15 protein-coding genes are annotated in these 15,680 nt (G+C 64.2%); 10 read left to right on the top strand and 5 right to left on the bottom strand.

Annotated features, from left to right (window positions below; genetic code table 11):
* Positions 1 to 11 precede the first annotated feature (11 nt).
* Positions 12 to 614 (bottom strand): TetR/AcrR family transcriptional regulator, encoded by a 603-nt coding sequence (locus ACTJKM_RS08400; protein ID WP_058329991.1) that lies wholly within the window; start codon positions 612 to 614, stop codon positions 12 to 14.
* 303 nt (positions 615 to 917) lie between these two features.
* Here ACTJKM_RS08400 and ACTJKM_RS08395 point away from each other — a divergent pair, with 303 nt between their 5' ends.
* From ACTJKM_RS08395 to ACTJKM_RS08385, 3 genes are read left to right on the top strand one after another with little or no spacing between them, the layout of a single operon-like run.
* A complete protein-coding gene (locus tag ACTJKM_RS08395; RefSeq protein WP_156437200.1) occupies positions 918 to 1,064 on the top strand; it encodes a hypothetical protein in 147 nt (48 codons plus the stop codon).
* Complete coding sequence (locus tag ACTJKM_RS08390) at positions 1,061 to 4,204, top strand: efflux RND transporter permease subunit (protein WP_058329992.1); 3,144 nt, start codon at positions 1,061 to 1,063, stop codon at positions 4,202 to 4,204. The genes ACTJKM_RS08395 and ACTJKM_RS08390 overlap by 4 nt, the downstream gene beginning before the upstream one ends.
* A gap of 15 nt (positions 4,205 to 4,219) precedes the next feature.
* Positions 4,220 to 5,371: an efflux RND transporter periplasmic adaptor subunit gene (locus ACTJKM_RS08385; RefSeq protein ID WP_058329993.1), complete on the top strand. Its 1,152-nt coding sequence runs from the start codon at positions 4,220 to 4,222 to the stop codon at positions 5,369 to 5,371.
* 41 nt (positions 5,372 to 5,412) lie between these two features.
* Here ACTJKM_RS08385 and ACTJKM_RS08380 read toward each other — a convergent pair whose 3' ends face one another.
* Positions 5,413 to 6,309, bottom strand: coding sequence for a DMT family transporter (locus tag ACTJKM_RS08380; protein ID WP_245296305.1), 897 nt, complete (start codon positions 6,307 to 6,309; stop codon positions 5,413 to 5,415).
* A 157-nt stretch (positions 6,310 to 6,466) separates the two neighbouring features.
* Here ACTJKM_RS08380 and ACTJKM_RS08375 point away from each other — a divergent pair, with 157 nt between their 5' ends.
* Positions 6,467 to 6,928 carry an Lrp/AsnC family transcriptional regulator gene (locus tag ACTJKM_RS08375; protein ID WP_245296312.1) on the top strand — a complete coding sequence of 154 codons (462 nt, stop codon included), beginning with the start codon at positions 6,467 to 6,469 and terminating at the stop codon, positions 6,926 to 6,928.
* A gap of 17 nt (positions 6,929 to 6,945) precedes the next feature.
* Here ACTJKM_RS08375 and ACTJKM_RS08370 read toward each other — a convergent pair whose 3' ends face one another.
* On the bottom strand, positions 6,946 to 7,404 hold the full coding sequence (locus ACTJKM_RS08370; protein WP_057255354.1) for an SRPBCC family protein: 459 nt from the start codon (positions 7,402 to 7,404) through the stop codon (positions 6,946 to 6,948).
* A gap of 152 nt (positions 7,405 to 7,556) precedes the next feature.
* Between ACTJKM_RS08370 and ACTJKM_RS08365 the strand changes: the two genes are divergently transcribed.
* Positions 7,557 to 8,615 (top strand): adenylate/guanylate cyclase domain-containing protein, encoded by a 1,059-nt coding sequence (locus ACTJKM_RS08365; protein WP_058330139.1) that lies wholly within the window; start codon positions 7,557 to 7,559, stop codon positions 8,613 to 8,615.
* Positions 8,616 to 8,633: 18 nt separating this feature from the next.
* Here the strand turns inward: ACTJKM_RS08365 and ACTJKM_RS08360 are convergent, their stop codons facing one another.
* The gene (locus ACTJKM_RS08360) at positions 8,634 to 9,581 is read right to left on the bottom strand and encodes an AraC family transcriptional regulator (RefSeq protein WP_058329996.1); all 948 of its coding nucleotides are present in this window, start codon (positions 9,579 to 9,581) and stop codon (positions 8,634 to 8,636) included.
* 94 nt (positions 9,582 to 9,675) lie between these two features.
* On the opposite strand from ACTJKM_RS08360, the gene ACTJKM_RS08355 reads away from it, so the two are divergent.
* The 4 genes from ACTJKM_RS08355 to fabF all read left to right on the top strand — a co-directional run bounded on the left by ACTJKM_RS08355 (position 9,676) and on the right by fabF (position 14,161).
* Positions 9,676 to 10,701: an oxidoreductase gene (locus tag ACTJKM_RS08355; protein WP_058329997.1), complete on the top strand. Its 1,026-nt coding sequence runs from the start codon at positions 9,676 to 9,678 to the stop codon at positions 10,699 to 10,701.
* Positions 10,702 to 10,909: 208 nt separating this feature from the next.
* The gene (locus ACTJKM_RS08350; RefSeq protein WP_058329998.1) at positions 10,910 to 11,509 is read left to right on the top strand and encodes a TetR/AcrR family transcriptional regulator; all 600 of its coding nucleotides are present in this window, start codon (positions 10,910 to 10,912) and stop codon (positions 11,507 to 11,509) included.
* A 59-nt stretch (positions 11,510 to 11,568) separates the two neighbouring features.
* Complete coding sequence (locus ACTJKM_RS08345) at positions 11,569 to 12,762, top strand: acetyl-CoA C-acyltransferase (protein WP_058329999.1); 1,194 nt, start codon at positions 11,569 to 11,571, stop codon at positions 12,760 to 12,762.
* 130 nt (positions 12,763 to 12,892) lie between these two features.
* Positions 12,893 to 14,161, top strand: a complete 1,269-nt coding sequence (gene fabF / locus ACTJKM_RS08340) for a beta-ketoacyl-ACP synthase II (RefSeq protein ID WP_058330000.1) — start codon at positions 12,893 to 12,895, stop codon at positions 14,159 to 14,161.
* A gap of 24 nt (positions 14,162 to 14,185) precedes the next feature.
* Here the strand turns inward: fabF and ACTJKM_RS08335 are convergent, their stop codons facing one another.
* Positions 14,186 to 14,641, bottom strand: coding sequence for an Lrp/AsnC family transcriptional regulator (locus ACTJKM_RS08335; protein WP_057255347.1), 456 nt, complete (start codon positions 14,639 to 14,641; stop codon positions 14,186 to 14,188).
* 116 nt (positions 14,642 to 14,757) lie between these two features.
* On the opposite strand from ACTJKM_RS08335, the gene ACTJKM_RS08330 reads away from it, so the two are divergent.
* Positions 14,758 to 15,669, top strand: coding sequence for a DMT family transporter (locus ACTJKM_RS08330; protein ID WP_058330001.1), 912 nt, complete (start codon positions 14,758 to 14,760; stop codon positions 15,667 to 15,669).
* The last annotated feature ends 11 nt before the right edge of the window (positions 15,670 to 15,680 follow it).

Genomic DNA, 15,680 nt, shown 5'->3' with positions numbered 1-15,680 from the left:
GCAAACGACGGCTACTTGAAAGCGTCACCGCTGCCGGCAAAGGACAGGATCGCCGCGTCGGCGATCTCCGCAAAACGGGCGCTCGGCCCTTCGGCACCGCTGCTTTGCTGAGCGGCGCGCGCGCCCTCGATCAACAGCAGCAACGTGTCGCAAAGCAGTTCCGCATCCGCGACGCCGGCCCTGCGGCAGAGTTCCACGACGCGGTCGCGTTGCGCATCCTTGAACATGCGGATCACCGACCGCCCGGGATGATCCTCGTCGGTCAGTTGCACGGCGGCGCTCATCATTTCGCATTGGCACTTGTCGTCACCGAGATGGTCGGCGATCCGCCGAACCCACGCCCTGAGCTGCCCTAGCCCGTCGCCCGGGTACGCGTCTTCCAGCTCTTGCCAGAAGCCGTCCATCTCCATTCCCGCACGCCGCAGGCATTCGACGATCAGCTCATCCTTCGAATTGAAATGGCGGTAGAGCGTCATCTTGTTGCTGTCGGCGGCATCGGCGATCGCATCGACGCCGGTTCCGCGAATGCCGTGCCGGCGAAAGAGGTCTCGCGCAGCCTCGACGATGCGATCGCGCGGCGAACGACGTGACGGCTTGCAGAAATCCGTTGTCATCGCATTGGCCCGGCGTGGTCGGCGTGAAAAATGTTGCCCTTGACGCCCTGTCATTGGTCGATAACATGCAACGCTGTTACCGACCAGTAACATTTTTGCCAGCGCGGCACAGAGGAGTAGCCGCTTGCCGCGAAGGCCTTCCGGAGACGGCGGTAACCGCAGAAAATTTCTAGCGCAGTGTCGGTGAGCGCGGTCGTCAGGCGTCTTTTAGCCAGAGCGCACACCGCAGAGACTTATAAGATTCGATAACGCTCGTGATTTGGGTCGATCCGACCCATCATGATCTCGTGCTGGAGCCTTACGATGCGCATGCTGGATGGGCCGAAAGCTGAGGAGAACGTCGCTGACCGGAAGGTCCGCGCGGCGAGTGTGCGCATGCCCGGTTTCGAAATGCTCCGCTATGCCGCCCGCCCCGAAAGCGGCGCCCGCAAGGGATCGATCCTGCCATGATCGACTTCTTCATCCACCGGCCGATCTTCGCATCGGCCATCGCGATCATTATGACGCTTGCCGGCGGCATCTGCTATTTCCTGCTGCCGATCTCGCAATTTCCCGACGTGACGCCGCCGCAGATCGTGGTTGCCGCCAATTATCCGGGCGCCAGCGCTCAGGTGGTCGCCGACACGGTGACGACGCCGCTCGAACAGCAGATCAACGGCGTGCCGGGCATGCTCTACATGACCTCGACGAGTTCGAACGACGGCTCGTCGCGCATCATCATTTCCTTCGAAGTGGGTTATCCGATCGACGTCGCGGCGCTCGACGTGCAGAACCGCGTGTCGCAGGCGGCCTCCTCGCTGCCCGCGCTCGTCAACCAGACCGGCGTCACCATCGCCAAGCAGATCCCCAATTTCACCGTGCTCGTCAGCCTGGATTCGCCGGACAATTCGGTCGATTTCGCCTCGGTCAGCAATTACGCCTACCTGCAGATCCTTGATCCGCTGAAGCGCCTGCCGGGCGTCGGGGACGTGCAGCTTTTCGGTGAGCGCCGCTATTCGATGCGCGTCTGGCTCGATCCGGATCGCATGGCCAATCTCGGCATCACCGCCGTCGACGTCCAGAACGTCATCGCCGAGCAGAATATCCAGGTCGCAGGCGGCAAGATCGGGCAGTCGCCGGCGCCAGCAGGCACGCCCTTCGAGATGCAGATCAACGCACTCGGGCGATTGAGCGATCCCTCGCAGTTCGGTGACATCGTGCTTCGGGCCGACCAGACGACCGGCGCGACAACCAGATTGCGCGACATCGCACGCATCGAGCTCGGCGCCCTTCTCTACTCGTCATCGGTCACCTTCAACGGCAAGGAGAGCGTCGTGCTTGCCGTCTTCCAGGCGCCGGGCTCCAACGCGCTCGACCTGCAGAGCCGCGTGCAGGCGAAAATGGACGAGCTGTCGCAGCGCTTCCCCGCCGGCATCGCCTACCACATGTTCTACGACACCACGCGCTTCGTCTCGGCGGCGATGAAGGATGTGGTCTTCACCCTGCTCGAGGCGCTTGCCCTCGTCGTTTTCGTCGTCTTCATCTTCCTGCAGAACCTGCGTACGACCATTATTCCGACGATCGCCATTCCGGTCTCGCTGATCGCGACGCTCGTCGTCATGTATCTCTTCGGCTTCTCGCTCAACATGCTGAGCCTGCTTGGCATGGTGCTTGCCATCGGGCTGGTGGTCGACGACGCGATCGTTGTCGTCGAGAACGTCGAACGCCAGCTGGAGGCCGGCTTGCCGCCGCTTGCCGCCACCAAAAAGGCCATGCAGGAGGTGACCGGCCCGATCATTGCCACGACAGCCGTGCTGCTCGCCGTGTTCATCCCGGTCGCCTTCATTCCGGGCGTCGCCGGCAGCCTCTATAACCAGTTCGCCCTGACGGTTGCGATCTCCGTCGCCTTTTCCGCCTTCAATTCGCTGACGCTCAGCCCGGCCTTGAGCGCCGCGTTCCTTCGCTATCGCGGCGAGCCGCGCTTCGCCCTCTTCCGCTGGTTCAATTCGGGCTTCCATGCGTTGTCGCACGGTTATGCGCGCAGCGTCGCGGGGCTCGTGCGCTGGCGCTGGGCGCTGTTTGCCCTTTTCCTCGTCGCGATCGGGTCCACCTATGCCTTGTGGCAGCGCATTCCGTCGACCTTCCTGCCGGTCGAGGACCAGGGCTATTTCTTCGTCGTCATCCAGCTGCCGGACGGCGCCTCGCTTGAAAGAACCGAGGCCGTTGCGCGGCGATCGGAGGAGATCCTGCGCGGCACCGCCGGCGTCGATTTCGTCGGCTCCGTCGTCGGCTTCAATTTCCTGTCCTTCGCCGCCCAGTCGAATTCCGCGGTGCAGTTCGCCGTCTTGAAGCCATGGGACGAACGTCCCCCCGAACAGGGCGCGTCGGCGCTGCGCGAGGCCGTAATGCCGCAACTGCTGCAGATCCCGGATGCGCTGGTGCTTGCCTTCGATCCGCCGTCGATCCAGGGGCTTGGCGCGACCGGCGGCTTCGAATTCCAGGTCGAGGATCTCGGCGGGCGCAGCGCCCAGGCACTGAACGACGCGACCCAGGCGCTGATCGCTGAAGCGCGCAAGCAGCCGGAGATCAATCCCTACCAGCTCTTCACCACCTTCAGCACCTCGAGCCCGCAATTCGACTATGACCTCGACCGCGACAAGGCGAAGTTGCTGGGCTTGAGCCTGCCGGATATCTTCAGCACGCTGCAGATCTATTTCGGCTCGCTCTACGTCAACGACTTCAACATCTTCGGCCGCACCTTCCGCGTGACGCTGCAGGCCGACCAAGGTGCGCGGGCGTCGGCGACGGATCTTTCCCGCCTCTACGTGCGCAACACCGAAGGCGAGATGGTTCCGCTCAACACGCTCGGAACCTTCAAGCCGACGGTCGGCCCCGAGACCATCACCCACTACAACAATTACCCGTCGGCGCTGATCAACGGCGCGGCAGCGCCCGGCTTCAGCTCGAGCCAGGCGGTGGCGGCGATGGAGCGCGTCGCCCGCACGACGCTGCCGCGGGACTACACATTCGAGTGGACCGGCATCACCTATCAGGAGATCCGCGCAGGCTCGATCGCCGCGCTCGTCTTTGCGCTCGCGCTCGTTTTCTGCTTCCTGATCCTGGCCGCCCAGTACGAAAGCTGGTCGATGCCGTTTATGGTGCTGCTTTCGGTGCCGCTCGCGCTTTTGGGGGCGCTTTCGGCGCTATGGCTGCGCGGACTGCAGATCGACGTCTATTCGCAGATCGGTTTCGTGATGCTGGTCGGACTTGCCGCCAAGAACGCCATCCTGATCGTCGAGTTCGCAAGACGACGACGCGAGGAGGGTCTCGACGTGGTCGCGGCCGCAGCGGAAGCGGCGCGCCTGCGCCTGCGGCCGATCCTGATGACGGCCTTTGCCTTCATCCTCGGTGTGCTGCCGCTGATGTATGCCAGAGGCGCGGGTGCGGCGAGCCGCCAGTCGATCGGCACCACCGTCTTCGGCGGCATGTTGGCGGCAACCATTCTCACACTCATCTTCGTCCCGGTGTTCTACGCGGTCATCGAGCAATGGCGCGAGCGTACGTCCTCGAAGCCGTTCGGCCAGAGCCGCGAGCCGGAGGCGGCGGAATAGGAATTGGAGCCTGACATGCGTGGTTCGAGACTGGTCCTTGCCGCAGCGGTCGCGATCGCCGCCCTCGCTGCCGCCTATCACTACAAGAACGGCGGCTTTGAGCTGAAAGGCGGCGACGCCGGCGCGGCGGTGGGTCCGCCGCAGCAGGCGATGCCCGTTCCGGTCGCAGCGGTGGTCAAGAAGACGATCCCGATCTATCTCGACTATTCGGCGCGCACCGAGGCGATCCGCAACGTCACGCTTCGCGCCAAGGTCACCGGCTACATCGAATCGCAGGCAGCTCCCGACGGTTCGGATGTGAAGGAAGGCGACCTTCTCTACCGGATCGACGCCCGCGACTATCGTGCAGAACTCGATCAGGCGAAGGCCCAGGTCGAGCGCGACCAGGCATCGCTTGACTATCTTCGGTCCAACCTCACGCGCGGCAACGAACTCGCGACCACGGGCTATCTGGACAAGGACAGTTTCGACCAGCGCCAGAGCGCCGTGCATCAGGCGGAGGCGGCGCTGGCGATGTCGCGAGCAGCGGTGCGCACGGCCGAGATCAACTTCGACTACACCGAAATTCGAGCGCCCTTCGCCGGCCGGCTTGGCCGCAACCAGGCTTCTGAGGGAACGCTCGTCAGCAATACCACCGGAACGCCCCTCAACAACCTCGTACAGCTTTCGCCGATCTATGTCTCGTTCAACCCGAGCGAAACGGAACTCGCAGACATCCAGAAGGCTCGGGCAAAGGGCAAGGTGGAGGCCGAAGTGCTTCTTCCCGGCGACGAGGAGCCGCGCTATCGCGGCGACCTCAGCTTCATCAACAATACGGTCGAGGGCAATACCGGAACGGTCATCGCGCGCGTGACGATCGACAATACCGATCTGACCCTGCTACCCGGCCAATATGTCCGCGTGCGGCTGAAAGTCCGCGACGAACCAAATGTGCTGATGGTGCCGGAAACGGCGCTCGGCTCGAGCCAGCTCGGCAAATACATCTATGTCGTCGGCAAGGGCGACACGGTCGAGCAGCGGCTCGTCACCCTCGGCCCGACAAGCGGCGACCTCATCGGCCTGACGTCAGGCGTTTCGGAGGGCGATCAGGTGATCGCGGGAAACCTGCAGAAGATTTTCCCCGGCGCGCCGGTCAAGCCGATGCCCGCCGAGCAGGCACAGAAGTAGGTGTTCTCTGGCAACCCCGGAGCATCCTTTCCAAAAGATCGCTACGCTCGCATCAGGATCGGGAAGATCATTCCAAACGTGATGACCGCGATTGCCGCAAATTGCAGAGGCGCCGGTATTTCGCCGAGCGCCACCATGCCGACCAAGGCGGTGGTCACCGGAATGAACGGCATGAACAGCGAAGCCGGCTGCGGCCCAAGCTGGCGCACCACGAAGGTGTAGAGGACGACGGCAGCGGCACCGGCGAGGAACCCCTGGATCACCAGCTGCGTTGCGATTTCTGCCAGCGACGCGGCCCCGAGCCCGCTCGGCGCCAGGATGTGCAGCAGCGGCAGCGGCAGACAGGAAAAGAAGACCACGGCGATGGTCGCCGTGACCGCGTCGACCGACCAGAGCCTCACCAGCACCGCATAAACCGCGAACATGATGCCCGAACCTGCAAAAAGAAGATCGCCGCGCAAGATGTCGCCGGAACCGATGCCTGCGTGAAAGACGAACAGCGCGAGCCCCGCCATGATGACGGCAATGCCGATCACCCGTTGGCCGGAAACCCTGTCCTTGAACGCGATGCGCGAGAACAGGAACGAAAAGAAGACGATAAAGGCGGGAGAGAGGGCCGCGGCATGGGCGGCCGGCGCCTGGGTGAGCCCCTGATTGATGATCAGCGGATAGGGTAGCCCCGTCAGCAGGGCCAGCAAACCAGCCTTCCGCCAGCCGAGCTCCTTCAACCTTGCAGCCCCGGTCTTCCAAACCACCGGCAGGAAGGCGAAAGCAGCGCCGGCAAACCGCAAACTGACGATGTCGGCGGCGGTCAGATGTTCGCGCAGGCTGAATCGAGCGGCGACGAACTGGATGGTGGTGATCGCAACGAAGACCACGCCCGCCAGGATCGCTAACCTCTTGCTTCCGGCCTCTTCCCCGACCAACAGAACACGCACGTTTGCCTCCATGACGACGAGATCGGTCCGGCCAGAAACGGTTATCGGACTGCGGAAGCCGCATGCTATTGCTCGAATGAACGTGGCTAAATATGCTGATTTCGCCAAATCTGAGCGAAATGCACTCTATCGAGGATCAATTTGCGTGAATCAGGAAATCGCAGGTCTCGACACCATCGATTGCAACCTGCTGAGGCTGCTGCAGGAAGACGGCCGGCGCACGACGCTTGAACTGGCGAACCGGGTGGGGCTCTCGCCGACCGGCACCAGCCAGCGCGTCAAGCGCCTCTTCCGCGAGGGTTATGTGAAAGCGGTGCGAGCAATCCTCGATCCGAAGAAGATCGGCCGGGGCACCGTCGTCTTCATTCAGGTGCGCCTCGACCACACGGCGCCGCATATCTTCGAGCGGTTCTCCGAGGCGATCGCAAAGGCACCGGAGGTTCTCGAATGCCACATGGTGATCGGCGGCTTCGACTACCTCGTAAAGGCGCGGATTGGCGAAATGTCGCTATTCCAGGACTTTCTCGAACGGGTGATATTGCCGCTTCCCGGCGTCAGAGAGACGCACACCTACGCGTCGGTCGGGGACGTGAAGCCGGATGCGCTCCTGCCGATCTAAGCAATCAGGACAGGTCGTCAGCTGCTGCTGCCGTCACGGCCGAGCCAGGGATCGGGCCCGGGATCGCGCCCGGACGCGACTTGCCCCAACCGTTCCAGATAATGCGCCCAGCCTTCCGCATGGCCGGCGCATTGCTCGGAATTGGGCAATCCCGTGTGGGTGAGACGCAGCAAGGTTCCATCCGGCTGTTCGATCAGGTCGATCTCGATCAGGCTGGAGCCGGGCGGGACGATGTCACTGCCCTCCCAGCCGAAGCTGTAGGCGAGCCGATGCACCGGCACCACCTCACGAAAAGACCCACGGGCGAAACGCGCTCCGGTTACGTTGACGAGATAGAGACCGCCGGGCTCCGCCTTGGTGTCGGCCTCCGTTCCCATCCAGCGGAGGATCTTTTCCGGATCGGTCAGGAGAGCGAACACCGCGGCGGGCGGCGCCTGGATACGCGTTTCGCGGCGGACGACGAGGGCTTCTTGCATCGGTCTTCCCTTTGCTGTTGGGCCTGCCCGCCGGTTCAGGAGAGGTGAAGCACGGAACCCGGGCTGCCGCGATCATAGCTCCGCGCGCCTTTTGGCGCCACCTTGCAGGCCAGCCCCTTGCCGGAATGGGCCCCGGCGCTATCCTCTTCGCCATGGATTTGTCTGCGCCCCTCGCCTGGCTCGTGGATGAAGCGAGCGCCTCGCCCGAGCCGGACCGGTTCTTGTCCGGGCTTGGGCGCCTGCTTGTCGCCGACGACCTGCCGCTTGCCGGCGGTGCGCTCACTCTGGCCGTGCCGCATCCGATCATCGCCCACCGCACCTGGTTGTGGCGGGCCGAGACCGGCGTCGTGATCGAGAGCCTTGGCTTTGCGGGCGCGGCCTCCGGCCGTGCAGGACATGACTGGCTGACCGGTCTTGGACCGGTGTTGGAACAATCAACCGGTTCGGGAACGGACCGAGCGACGCTCGGCTGGGCTGGAACCCGCCCTTTCGACCTGGACGAGACCGCAAAGCTTCGTCAGGTCACGCGCTTTGCGGCTGCGCCCTTGGCAGCGCTTGCCGAGCGGGCGGCGCTCGCTGCCCTGCTCGAAGCCTATCTCGGCCGTCGCAGTGCCGCCCGCGTCCGAGCCGGGGAGCTGACCCGCGGCACCGGCGAGACCATTCGCGCCGCATTGTTCTACGCCGATCTTCGCAATTTCACGGGTTTGTCCGAAACAACGGAGCCCGCTTTGGTGATTGCGGCCCTCGACGCCTGGTTCGATCGGGTGGCCGGCGCGATCCACGCCTTCGGCGGCGAGGTGCTGAAATTCATCGGCGACGGCGTCCTGGCAATTTTTCCGGTCAGCGGTTCGCCGACCGAGGCCTGCGACGCGGCCTTGCGCGCGGTGACCGCCGCCCGCGCCGGCATGGCGCATCTCGATGCGGCACGGCAGGCCGAGGGTCTGCCGCCGCTCTCCTTCGGCGTGGCGCTGCATCTCGGCGACATTCTCTGGGGCAATATCGGCGCAGCCGACCGGCTCGATTTTACCGCCATCGGCGCGGCGGTGAACCTCGTCAGCCGCTTGGAGGGCCTGTGTCGGCCGCTTGGCCGGTCCGTATTGATCTCAGGCGCCGTCGCCAGCGTGACGTCCACGCTGCTCCTACCGCTCGGCGACCATACGCTGCGCGGGATCGCAGCGCCCTGCACCGTCTTCACCCTGCCGGATGCCTGACGGCACTCCGGCCAAGGGTCAGAGCGTGACCGACAACAGCTGATCCGGCGAGACCTGACGTCCAGTGTTCGCGCGCTGCCGTGGCGAGCGGCCCATGATGCGCTTGAACGCGGTGCTGAAGGCGGCTTCGGAGGCGTAGCCGACGGATTGCGCGACCATCGCCACCGACTGACCACCATCCTGCAGCTTTCGCTCCGCCAGCCGCATGCGCCATTCGGCGAGATAGCTGAGCGGAGCAATGCCGGCGACGGCCTTGAAATAGGTGGCAAAGGCAGTGCGCGACATGGCCGCGGCGCGGGCCAGTTCCGGCAGATGCCAGTTGCGTGTCGGGTCGCCATGCATCAGTGAGAGCGCCGGCGCCAGCTTCGGATCGCATGCGGCGCGCAGCCAGCCGACATCGACGCCACGCTCCCGTGACAGATAGCCCCTGAGGATCTGCAGGAACATCAGATGGGCAAGGCCCGAGCACGCGGCATCTGCACCGGGCGCTGCGGCCATGGTTTCCTGCACCAACTCGCGGATGAGCCATTGCAACTGGTCCACCCCAGCATCATCGCGGCGCAGGTGAATGACCGGTGGCAGATTGTCGATGAGCAGGCGGCTGCTTGCGGTGCCGAGGTCGATATGACCACCCATAGACAGGAAGTCGTCCCCCTGCCCGAGGGACGCCATGCGCTTGCCTTCGGTATAGAGCTCATAGGCATCAACGGGAGAAATTCCATCTGCGCTGGCGATCGTGAACGGAGCCGGCGCCGACAGCAGCACGACATCGCCACAATCAAGCTGCAACGGATCGCCGAGGCCATCGACAGCCAGCAGGCAGGCGCCTCGGGCAATGGCGAAGAACTTGATCTTATCCGGCGGCGGAAAGCGGATTGCCCAATTGCCGCCGGCACTGAAGCCGCCGGCATAAACCGCGCGGGCTTCGATCAGCGACAGGATGGAGGAAAGCGGATCTTGGTCCATTTCTGAACTATGACGAAAGAACTACGGATTATCAAGCATTCATAATTCAGTTGATGATGGATATCTCCAGGGGGCATCAACTGGAGACCCCACCATGTCCACTTTGCAACAGCCCATCAACTCCGGCTTCACCGCTGCCTCGACCACAGCAGATGTTATCCGCGGCATCGACCTCAAGGACAAGATCGCCATCGTCACCGGCGGCTATTCCGGCCTCGGCCTCGAGACCGTACGAAGCTTTGCGCAGGCCGGCGCCAAGGTGATCGTGCCGGCCCGCGATGTCGACCGCGCGCGCCAGACCATCGACGCGGTGGCCGCAGGCATCGAAGTCCGGAAAATGGACCTTGTCGATCCCGCTTCGATCGACGCCTTCGCCGATGATTTCCTAGCCTCCGGACTTCCACTCCATATCCTCGTCAACAGCGCCGGCATCATGGCCGTCGAAGAATTGAAACGCGACGCGCGCGGCAACGAACTGCAGTTCTCCACCAACCACCTCGGCCATTTCCGGCTGGTCGCGCGGCTCTGGCCGGCGCTGAAGCGCGCGAGGGGCGCTCGCGTCGTTTCCGTGTCTTCGGCCGGCCACCGATTTTCGCCGGTGATGTTCGACGACATCAATTTCGAGCGCCGCGCCTACGATCCATGGCTGGCCTATGGCCAGTCGAAGACGGCGAACGTGCTCTTTGCCACCGCGCTCGACGCGCGCGGCAAGGAGGATGGCATCCGCGCCTTTTCGCTGCATCCGGGCGGCATCGTCGCAACCGGGCTCGCTCGACACCTCCCCGCCGGCGCCCTTGAGGCGCATGGCGTGCTGGACGATAAGGGCGAACCGATCCTCGACCCGTCGCGTGACCTGAAAACCCCCGAGCAAGGGGCGGCCACTCAGGTCTGGTGCGCGACCAGTCCGCAGCTTGACGGCAAGGGCGGGGTCTTCTGCCTGGACTCCGATATCGCGCCGCTGCTTCCCCCGGACACGCCCTGGTCGATCGCGCGCCATACGACATCCGCGCGCGTCTCTGGCGTCGAGGCCTATGCCGTCGATCAGGAGGCAGCCGAGCGGCTCTGGGCCATCAGCGAGGCGATGACGGGCGTTCGGCTAGAGCGCCGTGCATTCAATTGAACGCACAAAGGACGCTCTAGCACTCTGATTCTAGAGCATCTTTCCGCCTCAAGTGATTCCACTTGAGAGCAGGATGCTCTGGGCGCCTGAGCCTCTTCGTCGCAACCGCTCAACCCGCCATTAAGATTTCGATCACCATCTATACTTGACGGATAGATGGTGATCGACATATATTCTCCTTGTCGCATGTGCCTGATGGGAGCAGACAATGAGAGTAAGCCGCGCACAGGCGGAGGAAAACCGTCGAACGGTCATCGACGTCGCAAGTCGCCTCTTTCGGGAGAGAGGCTTCGACGGCATCGGTCTGAACGACCTGATGAAGGGCGCCGGCCTGACCCAAGGCGGTTTCTACAAGCAATTCGAATCCAAGGACGACCTCATCGCTCAGGCTTCTTCCAAGGCGCTGGAGAGCGGCGTGGCGAACTGGGCTAGGGTGGTCTCTAAGGCGGCCGGTAAGCCGCTTCGCGCCCTGCTCCGCTTTTACCTGTCGGATGCGCATCGCCACGAAAAGGCCGACGGATGCGCGCTGGCCGCGCTCGCACCGGAAGCCGCCCGCCGCAGCCCAGCTTTGCGCCAGGCTTTCGAGGCCGGCATCAACAGTCATCTCGACATTCTCGATGGGGTGGTTCCACCCGAACCAGGCAAGGAAGTGCGTGACCAATCGATCGTCGCGCTCTCGACCATGGTCGGTGCGCTGGTGCTTTCGCGCGCAGTCGATGACGAGCAACTCTCGAACCGGTTCCTGAAGGCGGCGGCCGAGAGCTTGCTTGCCGACGAAGGGGCGTCGCAGGCGTCGCCACTGCAGTAGCAGGCAAAGATCCCCCACGAAACGTTCAGGGTTTCCCTCCAGCCGGAAAGGACCGGACCATGTCCAGCACATCCGACCCCATCGTCATCGTATCGGCGGTGCGCACGCCGCTTGGCCGCTTCCTCGGCGATCTTGCGCCGGCCCAGGCGAGCGCGCTCGGCGCCCACGTCATCCGTGCCGCACTTGAACGGGCACACCTCTCACCCGATCGCCCGGACGAGGTGCTGATGGGCTGCGTGCTTCCCGCTGGCCAGGGACAGGCCCCGGCCCGGCAGGCAGCCCGCGGCGCGGGTCTGCCCGATGCCGTCGGCGCCACCACGATCAACAAGGTCTGCGGTTCCGGCATGAAGGCGACCATGCTGGCGCATGATCTCATTCTTGCCGGATCGACCGATGTCGTGGTCGCCGGCGGCATGGAGTCGATGTCGAACGCGCCCTATCTGCTCCCCAAGGCACGAGCCGGCTATCGCGCCGGGCATGACCGGATCTTCGACCACATGATGCTCGACGGGTTGGAAGATGCCTATGAGCCCGGCCGACCGATGGGCGATTTCGGCGAGGCAGCGGCCGAAGCCTATGGGTTTACCCGTGCCGATCAGGACTCCTATGCGGTCGAAACGCTGACACGCGCCCGCACCGCGATCGAAACTGGGGCCTTTGCCGACGAGATCGCGCCGATCACCGTCGCGGCCAAGGGCGGAGACACGGTCATCGATACCGACGAGCACCCGCGGAAGGTGTCGCCCGAAAAGATCCCGAACCTGAAGCCCGCCTTTCGCGCCAATGGCACGATCACGGCCGCTAGCGCGTCGGCCAATGCGGATGGTGCGGCGGCGCTCGTCCTGACCCGCCGCTCGATTGCCGAGCGCGAAGGCATGCCGATCCTCGCCGAAATCAAGGCGCATGCGACGCACAGTCAGGAACCCGCCTGGTACACGACAGCACCTATTCCTGCGATCCGCAAGCTGCTGGAAAAGACCGGCTGGAGTGTCGATGACGTTGATCTCTTCGAAATCAACGAAGCCTTCGCCGTGGTGGCTATGGCCGCCGCCAAGGATCTTGGCATCGCCCGCGACCGGCTGAACGTCAACGGTGGCGCCTGCGCGCTCGGCCATCCGATCGGTGCCACCGGCGCGCGGCTGATCGTGACCCTGCTTCACGCCTTGGCGCGGCGGGGTCTTTCGCGCGGCGTCGCCGCCCTGTGCATCGGCGGCGGCGAAGCGACCGCGATCGCCATCGAGCGTCCTCGCTGAGGACCATGCACAGGAGAGAGGTCATCCGTGCTGCGGCCGTTCGCGCCTTGCGGCTCGGATCCGCGAGCAATGGCAGGAACAACACGAGCGGCTTTCCGTTCGGATTGCGTAACCCAGGTCAGGAGAACCGATGCGTCGCATCGTCGTAACGGGAATGGGGGCGATCAGCCCTTTGGCAGCGGGCGTAGAGGCAAGCTGGTCGCGGCTTCTTGCCGGAAACTCGGGGCTTCGTCGTCTGCCGGAAGAGGTCGTCGCCGAACTCGGCAGCAAGATCGGCGGGACGGTGCCTACCCCTGCGGACGACGCAACGGCTGGCTTCGATCCCGATCGGATCATCCCGCCGAAGGACCAGCGCAAGATGGATCGCTTCATCCTGTTGGCGTTGGCCGCGGCGGAAGAGGCAATTGAGCAAGCGGGTTGGAAGCCCGCGACCGCGATCGAACAGCAGCGCACGGCCACGGTGATCGCGTCCGGCATTGGCGGCTTCCCGGCAATCTCGGAGGCGGTCCGCACCGTCGATCAGCGCGGCGTACGGCGGCTCTCGCCCTTCACGGTGCCATCGTTTCTCGTGAACCTCGCCGCCGGCCAGGTTTCGATCCGTCACGGTTTCAAGGGGCCGATCGGCGCGCCGGTGACCGCTTGCGCCGCAGGCGTCCAGGCGATCGGCGACGCGGCCCGGCTGATCCGCGCGCAAGAGGCGGATATCGCGATCTGCGGCGGGGCGGAAGCCTGCATCAACACCATCAGCCTCGGCGGTTTTGCCGCTGCCCGTTCCCTGTCGACGGGTTTCAACGAGACGCCCGATCGCGCTTCACGGCCCTTCGATGTCGATCGTGACGGCTTCGTCATGGGGGAGGGCGCAGGCATCGTCGTGATCGAGGCGCTCGAGCATGCATTGGCGCGCGGCGCCACACCGATCGCCGAACTCGTCGGATATGGCACCACGGCCGATGCCCACCACATCACCTCAGGCCCGGAGGATGGTGCAGGCGCCCGGCGGGCGATGGAAATCGCCATCGCCCAGGCCGACATTCGGCCAAGCGATATTCGCCATCTCAATGCTCATGCGACCTCAACGCCGGTCGGCGACAAGGGCGAAATCGAGGCGATCAAGTCGGTCTTTGGCCGCAACGGCGAAATCGCCGTCAGCGCGACGAAATCCGCAACCGGGCATTTGCTGGGTGCAGCGGGCGGTCTGGAGGCGATCTTTACCGTGCTCGCCCTGCGCGACCAGATCGCGCCGCCGACGCTCAATCTCGAAACGCCGGATCCGGCTGCGGACGGTATCGACTTTGTCTCAGGCGCAGCACGAAAGCTGTCGCTCGACTATGCCATCTCCAACGGCTTCGGGTTCGGTGGCGTCAATGCCAGCGTTGTCTTCCGACGTTGGGCGGAGTGACGAGGCGCGGCATTCGCTGGCCGCTCACAGGCGCGGAAAGACGGTCGCGCGCTTGACCGTGCCATAGGCAAAGCTGGTATCGATCGCAGCAATGCCCTCGATATTGTGCAGTTGCGTGCGGACGAACTGCTCGTAGTCCTTGAGGCTCGTCACCAGGACCCGCAGCAGGTAGTCGGCTTCGCCGGTCATGACGTAACAATCCTGGATGTTGTCGATCGTTCTCACCTTGCGCTCGAAGGCAGCGACGGAAGCCTCGGAATGACGCTCAAGCCGGATGCGGACGAAAGCCGTGATCGGCAGACCATAGGCTTCCTCGTCGACGATCGCCGTATAGCCCTTGATGATCTTCGCCTCCTCAAGCAGGCGCAGCCGTCTGAGGCACGGAGACGGAGACAGCGCGACCTTCTCGGAGAGATCCTGATTGGAAAGGCGGCCGTCCTTCTGCAGCGCCCAGATGATCTGCATGTCCTTTTCGTCCATTCGCCCCTCCCCGATGGCAGATTCTGCCAAACTCTATGCAAACGGCGAGTGAAATAGCAAGATATCGACTGCGCGAGAAGCATATCATGTGAGCCATCCTAGCGATGAGGCCCCGCATGACCGACGTGACGTCAGATTTTCAGCAATCGAGAAGCGGATGGCTGACACCGGCGACAGTCGGCTACATCGTGCTGTCCATCGTCGTGCTGGTCTGGGCGGGCTTCGCGCTGACCATGCGGGCGATCGGGGCCTCGCCGCTTGCCACCGCCGACGTCGCCCTCATTCGTTTCGCGATCCCGATCCTCGCCTTACTGCCGGCCATCCCCCAGCGCCTTTCCGCACTTCGCAAGGTCAGGCCAATGGATGCGGCCCTCGTCTTGCTCGGCGGCGTGCCGTTCTTCTTCATCGTCTCGGAAGGTGCCAAAGCAACCTCCGCGGCCTATGTTGGCGCACTCGTTGCCGGAACGACGCCGCTATCCGTTGCCTTGCTCGTCCTTCTGCTTGAGCGAAAGGGCGTGCCGAGGAAGCGCTGGCTGCCGCTCGCGCTGATCCTTGCCGGCGTCATCGGCATTGTCGCCGGGCAGCAGCATGCGGTGACCACCGAAACCCTCCGCGGCGTCGGCCTGCTGCTTGTGGCGAGCCTCATCTGGGGCGCCTATACGATCGGCCTGCGCCGCACCGGAGTGGATGCGATCAGTAATGGACTGCTGCTCTCCATCGGCTCGCTCGTCATCCTCCTCCCCCTGCTCCTGACCGGCGCCGTCACCACGCATATCGGGCAATTTTCCTGGCACCAGGCGTTGCCCTTCATTCTGGTGCAGGGGCTCGGTGTCGGCCTCGTCTCGACCGTCGGCTACGCCTTCGCGATCTCGCGGCTCGGCGCTGCTAGGAGCGCGACGATCGGCTCGCTCGCGCCGGCGCTCGCAAGCCTGATGGCCATTCCGATCCTTGGCGAGGCGCTCGCCTTCGCGACCGCCATCGGCATCCTCGTCATCACCACGGGCGTGATCCTGGCAAACCGCCACTAGTTTCAAGAACG

The organism is Ensifer sp. 22460, assembly GCF_052044935.1.
Classification (GTDB): domain Bacteria; phylum Pseudomonadota; class Alphaproteobacteria; order Rhizobiales; family Rhizobiaceae; genus Ensifer.
This window is presented reverse-complemented; position numbering and strand designations above follow the sequence as displayed.